The organism is Micromonospora sp. MH99, assembly GCF_021442385.1.
In the GTDB taxonomy this organism is placed as follows: Bacteria; Actinomycetota; Actinomycetes; order Mycobacteriales; family Micromonosporaceae; genus Micromonospora.
On the sequence record NZ_MUZA01000106.1, the window covers coordinates 1 to 14,982 of the forward strand.

12 protein-coding genes and 1 pseudogene are annotated in these 14,982 nt (G+C 71.2%); 2 read left to right on the top strand and 11 right to left on the bottom strand.

Annotated features, from left to right (window positions below; translation table 11 throughout):
- Together B0E54_RS30585 and B0E54_RS30590 are read left to right on the top strand one after the other, a co-directional pair.
- The coding region (locus B0E54_RS30585; RefSeq protein WP_234591140.1) for a bifunctional 3'-5' exonuclease/DNA polymerase at positions 1-1,369 on the top strand (1,369 nt) is incomplete at its 5' end.
- A gap of 433 nt (positions 1,370-1,802) precedes the next feature.
- Positions 1,803-2,396 (top strand): NTP transferase domain-containing protein, encoded by a 594-nt coding sequence (locus B0E54_RS30590; RefSeq protein ID WP_234591166.1) that lies wholly within the window; start codon positions 1,803-1,805, stop codon positions 2,394-2,396.
- 7 nt (positions 2,397-2,403) lie between these two features.
- On the opposite strand, the gene B0E54_RS30595 is transcribed toward B0E54_RS30590, so the two are convergent.
- The 11 genes and pseudogenes from B0E54_RS30595 to B0E54_RS30645 all read right to left on the bottom strand — a co-directional run.
- A complete protein-coding gene (locus B0E54_RS30595; protein ID WP_234591142.1) occupies positions 2,404-3,051 on the bottom strand; it encodes a DJ-1/PfpI family protein in 648 nt (215 codons plus the stop codon).
- A 16-nt stretch (positions 3,052-3,067) separates the two neighbouring features.
- Positions 3,068-4,033, bottom strand: a complete 966-nt coding sequence (locus tag B0E54_RS30600) for a GlxA family transcriptional regulator (protein ID WP_234591146.1) — start codon at positions 4,031-4,033, stop codon at positions 3,068-3,070.
- A gap of 75 nt (positions 4,034-4,108) precedes the next feature.
- A complete protein-coding gene (locus B0E54_RS30605; protein ID WP_234591149.1) occupies positions 4,109-5,506 on the bottom strand; it encodes a GH1 family beta-glucosidase in 1,398 nt (465 codons plus the stop codon).
- Positions 5,503-7,743, bottom strand: a complete 2,241-nt coding sequence (gene yicI, locus B0E54_RS30610; protein WP_234591152.1) for an alpha-xylosidase — start codon at positions 7,741-7,743, stop codon at positions 5,503-5,505. Before yicI ends, B0E54_RS30605 begins: the two co-directional genes overlap by 4 nt.
- Entirely contained in the window at positions 7,740-8,621 is an 882-nt protein-coding gene (locus B0E54_RS30615; RefSeq protein ID WP_234591154.1) for a carbohydrate ABC transporter permease, read from the bottom strand. Before B0E54_RS30615 ends, yicI begins: the two co-directional genes overlap by 4 nt.
- 1 nt (position 8,622) lies before the next feature.
- Positions 8,623-9,591, bottom strand: coding sequence for a carbohydrate ABC transporter permease (locus tag B0E54_RS30620; protein ID WP_234591156.1), 969 nt, complete (start codon positions 9,589-9,591; stop codon positions 8,623-8,625).
- 67 nt (positions 9,592-9,658) lie between these two features.
- The gene (locus B0E54_RS30625; protein ID WP_234591160.1) at positions 9,659-10,963 is read right to left on the bottom strand and encodes an ABC transporter substrate-binding protein; all 1,305 of its coding nucleotides are present in this window, start codon (positions 10,961-10,963) and stop codon (positions 9,659-9,661) included.
- Between the two features lie 86 nt (positions 10,964-11,049).
- Positions 11,050-12,099 (bottom strand): LacI family DNA-binding transcriptional regulator, encoded by a 1,050-nt coding sequence (locus B0E54_RS30630; RefSeq protein ID WP_234591169.1) that lies wholly within the window; start codon positions 12,097-12,099, stop codon positions 11,050-11,052.
- 423 nt (positions 12,100-12,522) lie between these two features.
- Positions 12,523-13,443 carry an amidohydrolase family protein gene (locus B0E54_RS30635; RefSeq protein WP_234591162.1) on the bottom strand — a complete coding sequence of 307 codons (921 nt, stop codon included), beginning with the start codon at positions 13,441-13,443 and terminating at the stop codon, positions 12,523-12,525.
- Complete coding sequence (locus B0E54_RS30640) at positions 13,440-14,249, bottom strand: metal-dependent hydrolase (protein ID WP_234591164.1); 810 nt, start codon at positions 14,247-14,249, stop codon at positions 13,440-13,442. Before B0E54_RS30640 ends, B0E54_RS30635 begins: the two co-directional genes overlap by 4 nt.
- A gap of 102 nt (positions 14,250-14,351) precedes the next feature.
- Positions 14,352-14,982: pseudogene (locus B0E54_RS30645) on the bottom strand (hypothetical protein); the annotation flags it as partial.

The following is a 14,982-nucleotide window of genomic DNA, read 5'->3' on the forward strand; positions in this document are numbered from 1 at the left end:
CGCGGTGCCGCCCGACCCGCCGCCGCGCGCCGCCGCGCCGCCCGGGCACGGCCAGGGCGCGCTCTTCGACACCCTGCCCGGTCCGCCGGGGCCGGGCATCGAGGCACTGACCCGGGTGTACGCCGACCAGGTCGCCCGGCTCGCCACCACCGAGCACCCGGGCCGGTTCCGGCTGCTGGTGGCCGCCGAGTCGGCCGGCGCGTTGATCGCGGTCGAGATGGGCGTCGCCGGGCTGCCCTGGCGGGCCGAGGTGCACGACGCGATCCTCGCCGAGCTGCTGGGGGAGCCGTCCCCGGTCGGTGGGCCGCCGCGCCGGTTGGCCGAGTTGGCGGCCCGGATCGCCGACGCGTTCGGCGTCCGCCAGTTGCACGCCGACTCCCCGGCCGAGTTGCTCAAGGCGTTCGCCCGGGCCGGGGTGGAGCTGCCCAACACCCGGGCCTGGGTGTTGCGCGGGGTGGACCATCCGGCGGTGCCCCTGGTTCTGGAATACAAGGAGCTGTACCGGATCTGGACGGCGCACGGCTGGTCCTGGCGTGAGCAGTGGGTGCGCGACGGTCGGTTCCAGCCGGAGTACGTGCCGGGCGGGGTGGTCTCCGGCCGCTGGGCGACCCGGGGCGGTGGCGCGTTGCAGATCCCCAAGGTGATCCGCCGGGCGGTGGTGGCCGACCCGGGCTGGCGGCTGGTGGTCGCCGACGCCGGCCAGTTGGAGCCGCGCGTCCTGGCGGCGGTCTCCGGGGACGATCGGCTGGCGGCGGCGGGCGGCGCCGGTGACCTGTACGCCGCGCTCGCCCGGGACTCGTTCGGTGGTGACCGTCCCCGCGCCAAGGTGGCCCTGCTCGGTGCCATGTACGGGCAGACCGGCGGTGCGGCGGTGCCCGCGCTCGCGGTGCTCAAACGCAGCTACCCGACGGCGTTCGGCTATGTCGAGGCGGCGGCGCGCACCGGCGAGGCGGGCGGGTTGGTGCGCTCGTGGCTGGGGCGCACCTGCCCACCCGGCTCGGTCGGGCTCGGTGACCCCGACGAAGGGCCGACCGATCCGGACGCCGCGTCCGATCGGCAGAGCCCCCGGGCGCGGGCCGCCCGCTCCCGGGGGCGCTTCACCCGCAACTTCGTCATCCAGGCCACCGCCGCGGAGTGGGCCTCGACGCTGCTGGCCACGCTGCGGGCCGAGCTGGCCGGCACCGACGCCGAGCTGGTCTTCTTTCAGCACGACGAGGTGATGGCGCACTGTCCGGCCGATCAGGCCGAGGCCGTGGCGGCGGCGGTGAGCAGGGCGGGTGAGCGGGCCACCGCGCTGCTGTTCGGCGACACCCCGGTGCGCTTCCCCCTGGATCTGTCCATCGTCGACTGCTACGCCGACGCGGCCTGACCGGCGGCCACTGCCCTGCCGTTGTCCACTGACGAGAAGTAGGTCGCCGCCGCTGCGTCAAGGGTCTGAATCCTGGTGACAACCCTCTGATGACCGCCCCTGACGTCGGGTGCCCGCACCGGGTGTCGGACGAGGGGCCACCTACGTGCCGTTCCCTTTGCTCTGCTTCAACCCACGCAACACTTTCGGGCCCTCCGTGTTGCGTGGGTTGAAGCAGAGCAAAGGCCGACCCGAACACCTCCGCTACCCCGGAGTGCGCCCAATGATCAATTGATCCCCCGGCGCAACTGTCTGGCGTGTAACGGTTGCGCTATTTCTCCGTTTTGCCCCGCCACTCGTGCGAGGCCCTCCTCGTTGCAGTGTCCGTAGGAGGGGGCCGGCCGTCACGGTCGGTCCCGTGCTTGAGGGGGCGCAGCTGAACCGGATCGCAGGAATGATCATCGCCGCAGGTGGGGGGCGCCGCATCGGCGGTCCCGAAGCGCTGTTGCACCAGGGAGAAAAGCCCCTGGTCAACCAGATGATCGACACGATGACCGAGGCCGGCTGCGAGCAGATCGTGGTCGTGCTGGGGGCCGCCGCCGACCAGGTCCGGGAGACCGCCGACCTGGGCAAGGCGACCGTTGTGATCAACAAGGCGTGGGGCACCGGGGTCGGCTCGTCCATCCGCGCCGGTCTGGCCGCCATGGACGACGCGGGGATCGAGGCGGTGGTGGTGGTGCCCGTCGACATGCCGGGCCTGACCGCAGCGGCGGTCCGCCGGGTGGCCGCGCTGCCGTACCCGGATGTGCTGGTGTGCGCCACCTACGACGGGCTGCGCGGGTACCCGATGCTGTTCGGCCGCCGGCACTGGCCCGGCATCGCGACGCTGGCCAGCGCGGACGTGGGCGCTCGGCCGTACCTGTTGGCGCACAAGGACCAGATCGTCGACATCGCCTGCGACTCGGTGGCCGACGGCAGTCGCGTCGACACCCCGGAGCTGATGGCGCTCTACGGCCTCACCGTCCCGCCGCAGCGCGTCGGGGTCTAGGGCCAGGTCATCGGGCCACTCTGCCTGCGCTCTCGTACGCCGCCGCTCGTGCGATCACCTCGGGGGTCGCGCGGGAGGGGTGGCCGCTGTCGAAGGGCGGCTGCGGGTCGTACTCCATCCACAGCTGCACCGCCTGCGCCGTCGTGCGGTCCGTGAGGAGTTCGACGAGTCTCAGCCCCATGTCGATGCCACTCGACACGCCGGCGGCCGTGATGATGCGCGCGCCGGGCTCCTCGACCACCCGCTGGTCCGTCGGCTCGGCACCGAAGTGGACCAGCTTCTGCGCCACCCGGTAGTGGCTGGTGCCCCGTCGTCCCCGCAGCAGTCCGGCCGCCCCGAGCAGGAGCGAGCCGGAACACACGGAGGTCGTGAACGTCGTCGTGGCGTGGATCCGCCTGATCCACGCCGGCAGGGGGCCGGTGAGAGCGGGACCGGTCCCCGGCCCACCCGGCACGACGAGGACGTCGGCCGCCCGCACGTCGTCGAGCGCGGCCTCGGCCACGAGGGAGAGCATCGCGCAGTCGTCGCGGACGGGACCGGGGCGTTCGGCCACCAGGACCACGTCGATGCCCGGGGTGAGGGCCAGTGGCTGGTAGACGCCGATGACGTCCAGGGCGGTGAAACGGTCGTACAGCGGAATGACGACGTGGGTCACCAGAGGTTCCTTCCGGTCAGAGAGTCGAGAAGCGTGCGCGGAACGCGCCCGGCGTCGTACCGAGCCGTTCGCCGAAGACACGTCGGAGCGACTCGGCGGAACCGAATCCCGCCCGGACCGCCACGACGTCGAGGGCGAGGTCGGACTGCACCAGAAGGCGTTTGGCGGTCTCCAGACGCAGTTCGGTGCGGTAGCGCCCGACGGTGAGCCCCGTCTCCCGAGCGAAGAGACGCTGGAAGTGCCGGGGTGACATGGCGAGCTGCGCGGCGAGATCGTCGACCCGGTGGGTGGCGGCCGGATCGGCGTCGATGGCACGTTGCACGGCGGCCACCCGCCGGTCGGTGGCGCGTTCCAGCCACACCGGGCCGGAGAACTGTGCCTGCTGGCCGGGCCGGTGCAGGAACATCACGAGCCAGCGCGCGATCTCCTGCGCGACCCGTGCTCCGTGATCGGCCGCCACGACGGCAAGCGCCAGATCGATTCCCGAGGTGACACCGCCGGACGTCCAGACCGGACCGTCGTGGACGTAGAGGGCGTCGTGGTCGACGGTGAGGTCGGAGAACCGCCGAGCGAGCTCCTGGGACAGCGACCAGTGGGTGGCCACCCGGCGACCACTGAGCAGTCCGGCCCGTGCGCAGAGGAACGCCCCGGAGCAGATCGACACCAGGCGGGTCGGCCGGCAGCCCCGCAACCAGGCGACGAGGTCGTCGTGCTCGTCGTGCTCGTCCCCGGCGGCCGCCGTACGGCCACCGGGGACGACGAGGGTGCCGCTGCTGACGGGCTCTCCGAGCGCACCGGCCACCATGACGAGGCCGCTCTCGGACGCCACTTCGGCCTCCGTGCCCACCAGCCTCAGGTCGTACGCCCGCTCGTCACCGTGTGCGGTCCGATACCGGTTCGCCCCCGCGAGGACCTCCCACGGCCCGGCGACGTCGAGGGACTGCACACCCCCGAAGGCGACGACTGTGACGCGCTCAACCATGCCCTGAGTCTGTCGGGGCGACCGGCGTGGCGCCATGACGCGCTACCCACGGATAGTGACACCGTGCGGGACGGCTCAGTCGAGACGACCGGTGGCCGCGAGCCGCCCGTACCAGTGCGCGCTGTCCTTCCAGATGCGTTCCTGCGTGTCGTAGTCGACCCGGATGATCCCGAACCGGCGGTCGTAGCCGTAACCCCACTCGAAGTTGTCCAGCAGCGACCAGACGAAGTAGCCCCGCACGTCCACGCCCTGCTCGCGGGCGTCCGCCACGGCCGAGATGTGCCGGCGCAGATAGTCGATCCGCCGGTCGTCGTGGATCCGGCCGTCGGCCGACACGACGTCGTCGAAGGCAGCGCCGTTCTCGGTGATCATCAGCGGCTGCCCCGGGTATTCCCGGCCCAGCCGCAGCAGCAGCTCGGTCAGGGCCGGCGGGTCGATGTTCCACCCCATCGCCGTGTACGGGCCGGGCTGTGGCAGGAAGTCGACGTCGTCGGCGCCGACCCACGGCGAGTGTGCCGACGCGCCGTGACCGTCAGCGTCCGAGCGGGCCGAGTGCCCGTCCCAGGCGCGGACCAGGGTGCTGGAGTAGTAGTTGACACCGACCACGTCCAGGGGAACGGCTGCCACCTTCTCGTCGCCCTGGCGCACGAACGACCAGTCGGTGACGCCCGCCGTGTCGGCCAGCAGGTCGGCCGGGTACGCCCCGTTCAGCATCGGGTTGAGGAACGCCCGGTTGGCCAGCGCGTCGATGCGGCGGGCCGCGTCGACGTCCGCCGCCGAGTCGGACGCCGGGCGGATCACGTGCAGGTTCAGCGTCACCGACAACTCGGCGGTCGGGGCCAGCTCCCGGACCACCCGGCCGGCCAGGCCGTGTGCGAGGTTCAGGTGGTGCACCGCCGCCAGCGCGGCCGCCGGCTCGGTCCGCCCCGGAGCGTGCACGCCCGAGCCGTAGCCCAGGTACGCCGAGCACCACGGCTCGTTCAGCGTGGTCCAGGTGTGCACCCTGTCGCCGAGCGCGGCGACGATCCCCGACGCGTACTCCTCGAAGCGCAGCGCCGTGTCCCGCACCGGCCACCCACCGGCGTCCTCCAGCTCCTGCGGCAGGTCCCAGTGGTACATGGTGGCGACCGGGCGGACGCCGCGCTTCAGCAGGCCGTCGACCAGCCGGGAGTAGAAGTCCAGGCCGGCCTGGTTGAACCGCCCGGACCCGCCCGGCTGCACCCGCGGCCAGGAGATCGAGAAACGGTACGCGCCCAGGCCCAGCTCGGCGATGTGGTCGAGGTCCTGCGGCCAGCGGTGGTAGTGGTCGGCGGCCACGTCGCCGGTGTCGCCGTTCAGCGTCCGACCGGGTGTGTGGCTGTAGGTGTCCCAGATGGACGGCCCCCGGCCGTCCTCGGTGGCCGCGCCCTCGATCTGGTACGCCGCCGTCGCCGAGCCCCAGAGGAAGCTCTCCGGAAAGGTGCGTCCCGTCATCGTCCTGCTACCTCCGTCCCGGCGACCACGCAGTGGTACGCCGACGAGTCACCCGCCACCAGTTCCGCGGTGGCCACGCCGTCGCGGAAGCTCACCTCGAACTCCGCGCCCGGCCCCTCGCCGGGCGACGGGATCCGCACCCGTTGCCGTTGCCCCTCCGCCGGAGCGTAGAGGCGCAGTTGCACGCCGTCCGCCCAGTCGTAGTCGGGCCGGTCGGAGCGCGATCCGAACGGGATCACCGCGCCCGGCCGGACGAGCACCGGCAGACTGTCGAACTCGTGCTTCTCGGTGACCCAGGCCGGGCCGGTGAGCTGCGCGCCGGTCACGAGGTGCGTCCACGTGCCGGCCGGCACATAGTAGGTGACCTGGCCGTCGGCGCTGAGCACGGGCGCGACCAGCACGTCCGGGCCGAGCATGTACTGCCGGTCCAGGTGCGCCGCGGCCGGGTCGTCCGGGAACTCCACGATCATCGGGCGCATCACCGGGATGCCGTCGTGGTGCGCCTCCTGCGCGGTGGCGGCCAGGTACGGCATCAGGCTGAGCTTGAGCCGGGTGAAGTGCCGCAGCACGTCGACGGCCTCCTCGTCGTACGCCCACGGCACCCGGTACGAGCCGGAGCCATGCAGCCGGGAGTGCGAGGAGAGCAGCCCGAAGGCGATCCACCGCTTGAACACGGCCGGGTCGGGCGTGCCCTCGAAGCCGCCGATGTCGTGGCTCCAGTAGCCGAAACCGGACGACGCCAGGGACAGCCCGCCGCGCAGCGACTCGGCCATCGCGACGAACGTCGCCTCGCAGTCGCCGCCCCAGTGCACCGGGAACTGCTGCCCGCCGGTGGTGGCCGAGCGGGCGAACACCACCGCCTCGCCCTCGCCCCGCTCGGTCTCCAGCAGCTCGAAGACGGCCTTGTTGTAGAGGTAGGCGTAGTAGTTGTGCATCCGCTGCGGGTCCGAGCCGTCGTGCCACACCACGTCGGTGGGGATGCGCTCGCCGAAGTCGGTCTTGAAGCAGTCGACGCCCATGTCCAGCAGGACCTTGAGCTTGCCGGTGAACCAGCGGACCGCGTCCGGGTTGGTGAAGTCGACGAGGGCCATGCCGGCCTGCCACTTGTCCCACTGCCAGACCGAACCGTCCGGGTTGCGGACCAGGTAGCCGGCCTGGCGGCCCTCCTCGAAGAGGTACGAGCGCTGCGCGATGTACGGGTTGATCCAGACGCACACCTTCAGGTCGCGCTCGTGCAGCCGGCGCAGCATCCCCTCGGGGTCGGGGAAGGTCGCCGGGTCCCAGATGAAGTCGACCCAGTGGAACTGGCGCATCCAGAAGCAGTCGAAGTGGAACACCGACAGCGGCAGGTTCCGCTCGGCCATCCCGTCGACGAACTCGGTCACCGTCTTCTCGTCGTACGACGTGGTGAACGACGTGGACAGCCACAGCCCGTACGACCAGGCGGGCACCCGGGCCGGCCGGCCGGTCAGCGCCGTGTACCGCCGCAGCACGTCCTTCGGGGTGGGCCCGTCGATGACGTGGTAGGTGAGCGACTGACCCTCGACGCTGAACTGGTTCTGCGCCACGACCTCCGAGCCGACCTCGAACGACACGTGCTCCGGGTGGTCCACGAAGACCCCGTAGCCGGCGCTGCTCAGATAGAACGGCACGTTCTTGTACGCCTGCTCGCTGGCGGTGCCGCCGTCGGCGTTCCAGATGTCGACGGTCTGGCCGTTCTTCACGAACGGGCCGAAGCGCTCACCCAACCCATACACCGTCTCGCCGACGCCGAGGGCGAGCCGCTCGTGCACGTACCGGCGGCCCTCCCCGTCGGTCACGATGCCGACGCTGCGCGCGGTGGACGCGGTGATCAGCCGGTCGCCGTGCAGGAACTCGACCCGCCAGCCGTCGATGAGCGCCACCCGGGCGGTCAGTTCGCCGGTGGTCAGCGACGCGGTGATGCCGGTGATGTCGACGGTGACCGGGTGCGTGTCGTCGGTGGTCAACCCGAAGTGCGGCTCGCGGGGCAGGCCGCCGCTGTGGTGGCCGATGGTCACCCCGACGACGCCGGGGGCGGGGGAGAAGAACCGGACAGTGACGACGGGCCGGTTCAGGGTGTCGCCCCGACCGGTGATCTGACCGGCCGGCGCGAAGACGGTGAAGCCGCGCTCGTCCGGCTCGACCGATTCCACTGTGCCGGGGCGCAGCACGCTGACCCCCGGGCGCAGTTGCCAGTACCCGTCGGTGAACTTCACTTCTCGGCTCCTGCCGTGATGCCGCGCGCCAGAGTGCGCTGGAAGATGAGGAAGAAGAGGATGGCCGGCACCAGGCTGATCAACGCTCCGGCGTTGGTCGTCGGGGCGTCCATCAGCCGGTCGCCCTGCAACGACGCGAGCGCGACCGGGATGGTCTGCGTCTGGTTGTCGATGAGCATGACCAGCGGGATGAGGAACTCGTTCCAGGTCCAGATGAAGAAGAAGATGAGGAGAACGGCGAGCGTGGGTCGCAGGTTGGGGAAGACCACCCGCCACAGCACCGTCCACTTGCCGGCGCCGTCGAGCGCGGCGGCCTCCAGCAGCGAGCGCGGGAACGTACCCAGGACCGAGGCCAGCAGGTACGTGCCGAAGGCGCTCTGGATCACCGTGAAGATGATGATCACCGAGAGCCGGGTGTTGTAGAGGCCGATCTCCTTCGCCACGTAGTACAGCGGGTAGATCAGCGCCTCCTGCGGCAGCATGTTGGCCAGCAGGAACAACCCGACGATCCACAGCCGGCCGCGGACCCGGCCGATGCCCAGGGCGTACGCGTTGAGCAGGGACACGACGACGCCGAGCACCGCCACCGAGCCGGCGATGAGCGCCGAGTTCCACAGCTTGAGGGGGAAGTTCACCTCGGTCCAGTACGTCCGCAGACCCTTGGTGTAGAACTCGCCCGGCCAGCTCAGCGGCCCGCCCGACGAATAGTCGCCGGGCGACTTGAACGCGTTGAGCAGCATGAACGCGAACGGCACCAGCATGACGAGCGCGCCGAGGGTGACCAGCACGAGCACGACCCAGCGGCTGACGCCGCGGTGGTGCCGGTCGCGGACCGGCCGGCGCGCCGGCGTGGGCGCCGGCGTGAGCGTGACGGCCATGTCAGAACCCCCGGTCCCGGCGCTCGCTGCGCGCCTGCATCCAGATGAAGATCACGGCCACCACGACGATGATCAGCGTGAGCACTGTGGAGATCGCGGAGCCGTAGCCGACCTGGAGTTTCTTGAAGAACGTGTAGTACGCGAAGTACGACGGCACGTTGGTGGCGTTCTCCGGGCCGCCCCGGGTCAGCGCGAAGATCGGCCCGAACACCTTCAACGCGGCGATGGTGCAGGTCAACGCGACCACGAAGGTCTCCGGCCGGATCTGCGGGAGCGTGATCGCCCGGAACCGGTGCAGCCAGTTCGCGCCGTCGACCTCGGCCGCCTCGTACAACTCCGGGTCGACCCGCTGCAACGCCGCCATGAACACGACCACCGGGTAGCCGATCTGCACCCAGATCATCACCGCCATGACGGCCGGCAGGGCGGTGCCCGGGTCGCCGAGCCAGTCGTGGCGCAGCGCGCCGAGACCTACCGCGTCGAGCAGGCTGTTGAACGCGCCGTCGGGGCGCAGGATCCAACCCCAGACGATGCCGGCCACCACCACGGGCAGCACCTGCGGCAGGTAGAACGCGGCCCGCAGCGCGGCGGCGGTACGCGGCTTGAACCGGCGCCCGATGACGTCGAAGAGCACCGAGGCGAGCAGCAGCCCGAGCAGGGTGGGCACCACCACCATCGCGACGATCATCGCCACGGTGTTGCGGAACGACGCCCAGAACACCTCGTCGTGCAGCAGGCGCTGGTAGTTGTCGAACCCCACAAAGGTGGGGTCGCCGATGCCGGACCACTTGGTCAGCGACAGGTAACCGGTGCCGACCAGGGGAGCGCCGATGACCAGGACGAACAGCAGCGCTCCGGGGAGCAGGTAGAGCCAGTACGCCGCGTTGCGGCCGCGCGGTCCGCGGCGGGGCTTGCGCGGGGTGGGGGTCGCCGTCGGCTGTGGGGCGGCGACGGTTTCGGAGACTGCCATGGAAGATCCTTCCCGGCGGGGCGGGCGGGCACGCCGGTCGTGCCGGTCGTGCCCGCCGCTCGCCGTGTCACTTGCCGGTGATCTCCTTGACGCCATCGGCGTACGGCTTGGCGATCGTGTCGAGCACCTGGTCGGGGGACTTCGACCCGTTGATCAGGCCCTGGAAGCCGCCGACCAGCACGTCGTAGTAGCCGGGCACCGGCCAGTCCGGGTAGAAGGCCAGGCCGTCGGACTTGCTGACCGTGTTGAAATCCTCGATCAGCTTGCGGTCCTTCGGGTCGCTGATCTTCGACGCGTCGGCGGCGACCGGGACGCCACCGTTGTTGCCGATCAGGTCCTGGATCTCCGGACGCAGGGTGATGTCGATGAAGTCGTACGCCAGGCTCTTGGCCTTGCTGTTCGACGGAACCACCCAGATGTTGCCCGACGACCCGGCGTTGAGGGTGTTGCCGGGGAAGAGGAACGTGTCCCAGTTGGCCTTCATCTCGGTCTTGAACCGGCCGTACCACCAGCTGCCCGAGACGATCATCGGGGTCTTGCCGGCGATGAACGCGGTGCCCATGTCCTCGGCCTTGAGGCTCGCCGAGTTCTTGGCCACGTAGCCCTTGCGCACCCACTCGGCGAAGGTGTCCGCGCCGTACTTCAGCGGGTCGGCCTTGAAGTCGACCGGGTTCTTGTAGAGCTGGTAGTTGTCGACGAACTGCCGGTCGGCCTTGGACAGCGCCAACTGGTAGAAGAGCTGCCCGGCCGGGTACTCCGCGCCGGCCATGCCCAACGGGGTGATCTTCTTGCTGACGAAGGTGTCCATCGCGGCGGTCATCTCCGCCATGCTGGTCGGCACCTTGACGCCGTTGCGGTCGAACAGGTCCTTGTTGTAGTAGACCGTGACGTACTCGCCGTAGTTCGGCACGCCGAACCAGTTGCCCGACCCCATCACGCCCTTGTCGCTGTACCGGGCGGTGGTCTGCAGGCTCGGGCTGAGCTTGCCGGCCCAGCCGCGCTTGTCGGCCTCGGCGCTCAGATCCGTGAGCAGACCCTGCGACGACAGCAGGCCGGCCGTCGCGTTGCCCTTGTTGTACTCCATGATGTCCGGGCCCTCGGACGAGTTGATGATCATGCCGGCGTTCTGCTGGATCTGCTCGAACGCCTTGCGCTCGAAGCGCACCTCGACGCCCGGGTGCTCGGCCTTGAAGATCTCGATCGCCTTGTTCCAGCCGACCCCCATCGCGCTGTTCTCGCTCTCGTAGTGCCAGAGCTTGAGGGTCTTGGCCCCGCTGTCGTCCTCGCTCTCGCCGCCGCCGCACGCGGCCACGGTGGTCGTCGCGGTCGCCGCCAGGGCGATCGCCGCGACGATCCGGCGGAATCGCTGCATTGCTATCCTCCTCGTTGAGTATCGAGCCCGGTATCTCACTGGGCCCGTCGTCGCGTTGCCGCGCGGCGGCGGGCCGTTCTGGCTGGTCAGCCCCCGCTCGTCGGAGACGGTTCGGTGCTGACCGGAGCCGGCCGTCGTGGCCCGGCGGTCGATCCCCGGATCTCCAGCGCGCACGGCAGCAGTTGCTGGTGGCGCTCGTGACCGGGCCCGTCCAGGTGGCGCACCAGCGCCTCGATCGCGATCCGGCCCAGGGCCGACCCGGGCGACGTCATCGCGGTCAGCGCCGGGGTGGCCAGCTCGGCGACCTGTGGCGAGGTGACCATCGAGACGACCGAGACGTCGGCGGGCACCGACAGCCCCCGTCCGGTCAGCTCGCCGAGGATGCCGAAGATCGCGGTCTCGTTCATCGCCAGCACGGCGGTCAGCTCCGGCGTCCGCGCGAAGGCGGCGGCCAGGGCGGCCCGCCCGCCCGCGGCGCTGTCCTCGGCCGGGATCATGACCGGCTCCAGACCGTGCCCGGTCATCGCCGCGACGAACGCGTCCCGGGTGCGCAACGCGGGACCGTAGCCGCTGGCCAGCGTGGCGGCCGAGTGGTTGACGTAGACGATCCGACGGTGTCCCAGGCCGACCAGGTGCGCGACGGCCTCCCGCACGGTCTGCTCGAAGTCGATGTCGACGTAGGAGAGCCCGGTGGTGTCGCCGGTGCGCCCGATCAGCACCAGCGGCACGCCCGCCTCCTGGAGCACGGTGACCCGCTCGTCGGCGAGCTGCACCTCCATCAGCACGACGCCGTCGAGCATCCGCTGGCTGGCCAGCCGCCGCAGGTCGTCGAGGTTGCCGCCGCCGACCGGCGAGAGCACCAGGTGATAGCCGACCGCGCTGGCCGCGGCGGCGGCGCCGGTGACGAACGCCGTCTCGGTGGCGCCCAGGCCGCGCTCGTCCATCGGCATCAGCAGGCCCAGGATGCGGCTGCGCCGGCTGGCCAGCCCGCGGGCCATGGCGTTGGGCTGGTAGTCGAGCTCGGCCATCGCGGCGAGCACCTTCTCCCGGGTGGCCTGCGAGATCGGCCGGGTGCCGGTGAGCACGTACGACACGGTGCTGACCGAGACCTGCGCAAGGCGGGCGACGTCGTGCATCGTGGCCACCGCGCACCTCCTCCGGCCCGGCGTGGGATCGCTCCCGAATGATCGTCGAAGCGTTTCGACGAAGCGGTTCGACAGACGCTAGGCCACCTGTTACGGCGACGTCAATAGCCGATGTCGAAAACAAGTCGGGCCCCCCGACCCCGCCTCCTGAGCCGCCCCCGCCGTCCTGCCGCGCCGCCGTCCTGCCGCGCCGCCGTCCTGCCGCGCTGCCGCTGCGTTGCCGTGCTGCCGCTGGGCGGTGCGCCGCTGGCCATGATCGCGCTCGATCCTGGAAATAGTCCCCTCGAATCGTGGGGAGGCCACTACATCAAGGATCGAGCACGATCTTGGGCGCGGGCGCGGGCGCGGGCGCGGGCGCGGGGCGCGGGGCGTGGGGCGCGGCGGGCCCGGTTGTGGCGGCCTCGGCTGGGCGCTTCAGGGCAGGTCGAACAGGGTGGCCGCGTTGTTCCAGCAGACCGCGCGTAGCCAGTCGTCACCGAGGTCCAGCCGGGCCAGCCCGGTCAGTTGGTCGGCGTACGGGTAGGGGATGTTGGGGAAGTCGCTGCCGAGCAGCACCTTGCCGGCGAGGCCCAGGTCGCGCAGCCGGGGCAACTCGTCGGCGGGAAAGGGCACGAACCTGTCGAAGAACGGCGTGAACGCCATCGTGGTGTCCAGCCGGACCCGCTCGTACGCGTCGGCGAGGTCGAGGAAGGCCCGGTAGTCCGGCGCACCGAGGTGCGCCACCACCGCGGTCAGCCGGGGGTGCCGTGCGAGCAGGTCGGCGAACGGGGCGGGCCCGGTGTGTGTGGTTCCCACCGGGGCGTGCCCGGCGTGCACGACCACCGGCACCTCGGCGTCGGTGAGCGTCCCCCACACCTCGTCCAGTGCCGGGTCGGTGGGGGAGAAGCCGCCGACCTGCACGTGCACCTTGAACAGGCGGGCACCGTCGGCCAGCGCGGCCTCGACGTACGCGGCGGCGCCGGGCTCGGGGAAGAAGGTCGCCGAGGGCAGGCAGCCCGGGGTGTCCCGGGCGAACTGCAACGTCCAGCGGTTGAGGTCCGCCGCCATGCCCGGTCGGTGGGGGTACGCCAGCGCGCTGAACGCGCGTACCCCGAGGCGGCGCAGGTGGGCGACGCGGTCCGCGTCGCTCCACCGGTAGCGGATCGGCCATTCGGTGCCGACCAGCGGGCCGGCGGCGTCGAAGTACTCCCACACGCGGCGCAGCAGCCTCGGCGGCAGGAAGTGCACGTGCACGTCCGCCAGCCCGGGCAGCCCCAGCGCGCGCCAGAACTCCGGCACCCGCGCGTCCTCGGCCGGCGGTGACGGCCGGCTCGACGCGGGGGCGGCCTCGGTCATACGTCGATGTTGAACCGTTGCAGCACCGATGGCGCGACCAGGCCGGCGGTGGCGAGCACCGAGACCACGGTCAGCACGGCCCGCAGCACGACCACCTCGGTCTTGCTGCCGGTGCGCAGGGCGATGCTGTTGGGCAGGCCGATCATCGTCCACATGCGTCGGCGGATCGGGATCGGCCAGAGGATCGGCACCCCGGCTCTGGTGATCATGTCGCCGAGGATGTGCACGAGGCAGCCCACCCCGACGGCCGTGCCGATCAGGGGATAGCCCCGCCCGCCCGGCAGGTTGGCGAAGGTGAACCAGGCTGCGCCGGCCGACGCGAGCGTCACGATCACCCAGCCGGCCCGTTCGGCCCACTCGTCGAAGAGCCCGCGCAGGGCGAGACCGAACATGAAGAACAGGATCGTGATCACCGCCCACTTGCCGTACGCGGCGCAGAGGGCGGTGGTGCCCCAGCCGACTAGGGCCGTGAACGGAAGCGTGTGGGTGAGGGTCCGGTGCCCGTTGTTGCGACGCGGATCCTTGCTGAGCTTCGTCGCGTAGTAGACACCGAGCGAGATCTTCTCCATCACCTCGGCGACGAAGAGCGAGAAGACCCCGAACGTGCGGGCGACGGTGGCGCCACCCTGGTTGCGGGTCACCTTGCCGGACAGGTCGAGGTCGGGAAAGAGCGCCCCGCCCGCGCACACCGCCGTGCCGACCGCCAGCGCCAGCGGCGACTGGTGGTAGTCGGCGAACTGGTCCAGCGCCCACGACCCGGCCAGCCATACCGCCGCGCCGGACAGCGCGTGCGACGGTCCCATCATCTCGGCTCACCCTCCCCAGGGATCTTGAGCGCCAAAACTACGCCACTGTAGCCAGCGCCGGTGTCGCAGGGGCGTCAGTCGGGCCGTCCACAACGGACAGTGTCAGAGGGTGGGCGTGAAGCTCTGCCGGATCATCACGAAGTATGCCGCGTTGACCTGCCAGTCGAACTCTTTTGTCAACCACGAGACGGTGTAGGCGCGTCCGGCCGAGGTGTTGGCGAGCAGCCGGATGCTGTGCACCCGCTCGCCGGCCGCGTTCTCCCAACTGCACTCCCAGAGGGCCCCGCCGTCGAAGACGTCGAGCGCCGAGATGTCCAGCTTGCGGTAGCCCGGCAGCGCGTCACCGCCGACGAGCCGCCTCTCCTCGGCCTTCCAGTGCGCCACCGGATCGACCTGCGGCGGGCCCGCCTCGACGCTGAGCACCCGGGCCCCGCTGGGCTCCCGGAAGCAGGTCACCGCCCCTTCGGTCCAGCGTGCCCAGGCCACCGGCGCCGCGATGCGGAAACCGGCCGGGTCGACGTGCCAGGTCCAACCGTCGCGCAGCCCGTACCGCGCGTCGCTGGGCGGCGACACCAACGGCACCGGGGTGGCCGCCGGTGGCGGAGGGGCCGCGCAGGCGAACGCGGCCGGCCGGGTGGCGGTCGCGCCACCTCCGACGCCGGACGGCGGCGTCCGCTCGTCCTGGCGGTGCAGCAGCGCCGCCGTGACACCCCCGGCGACGAGCAGGACGGCC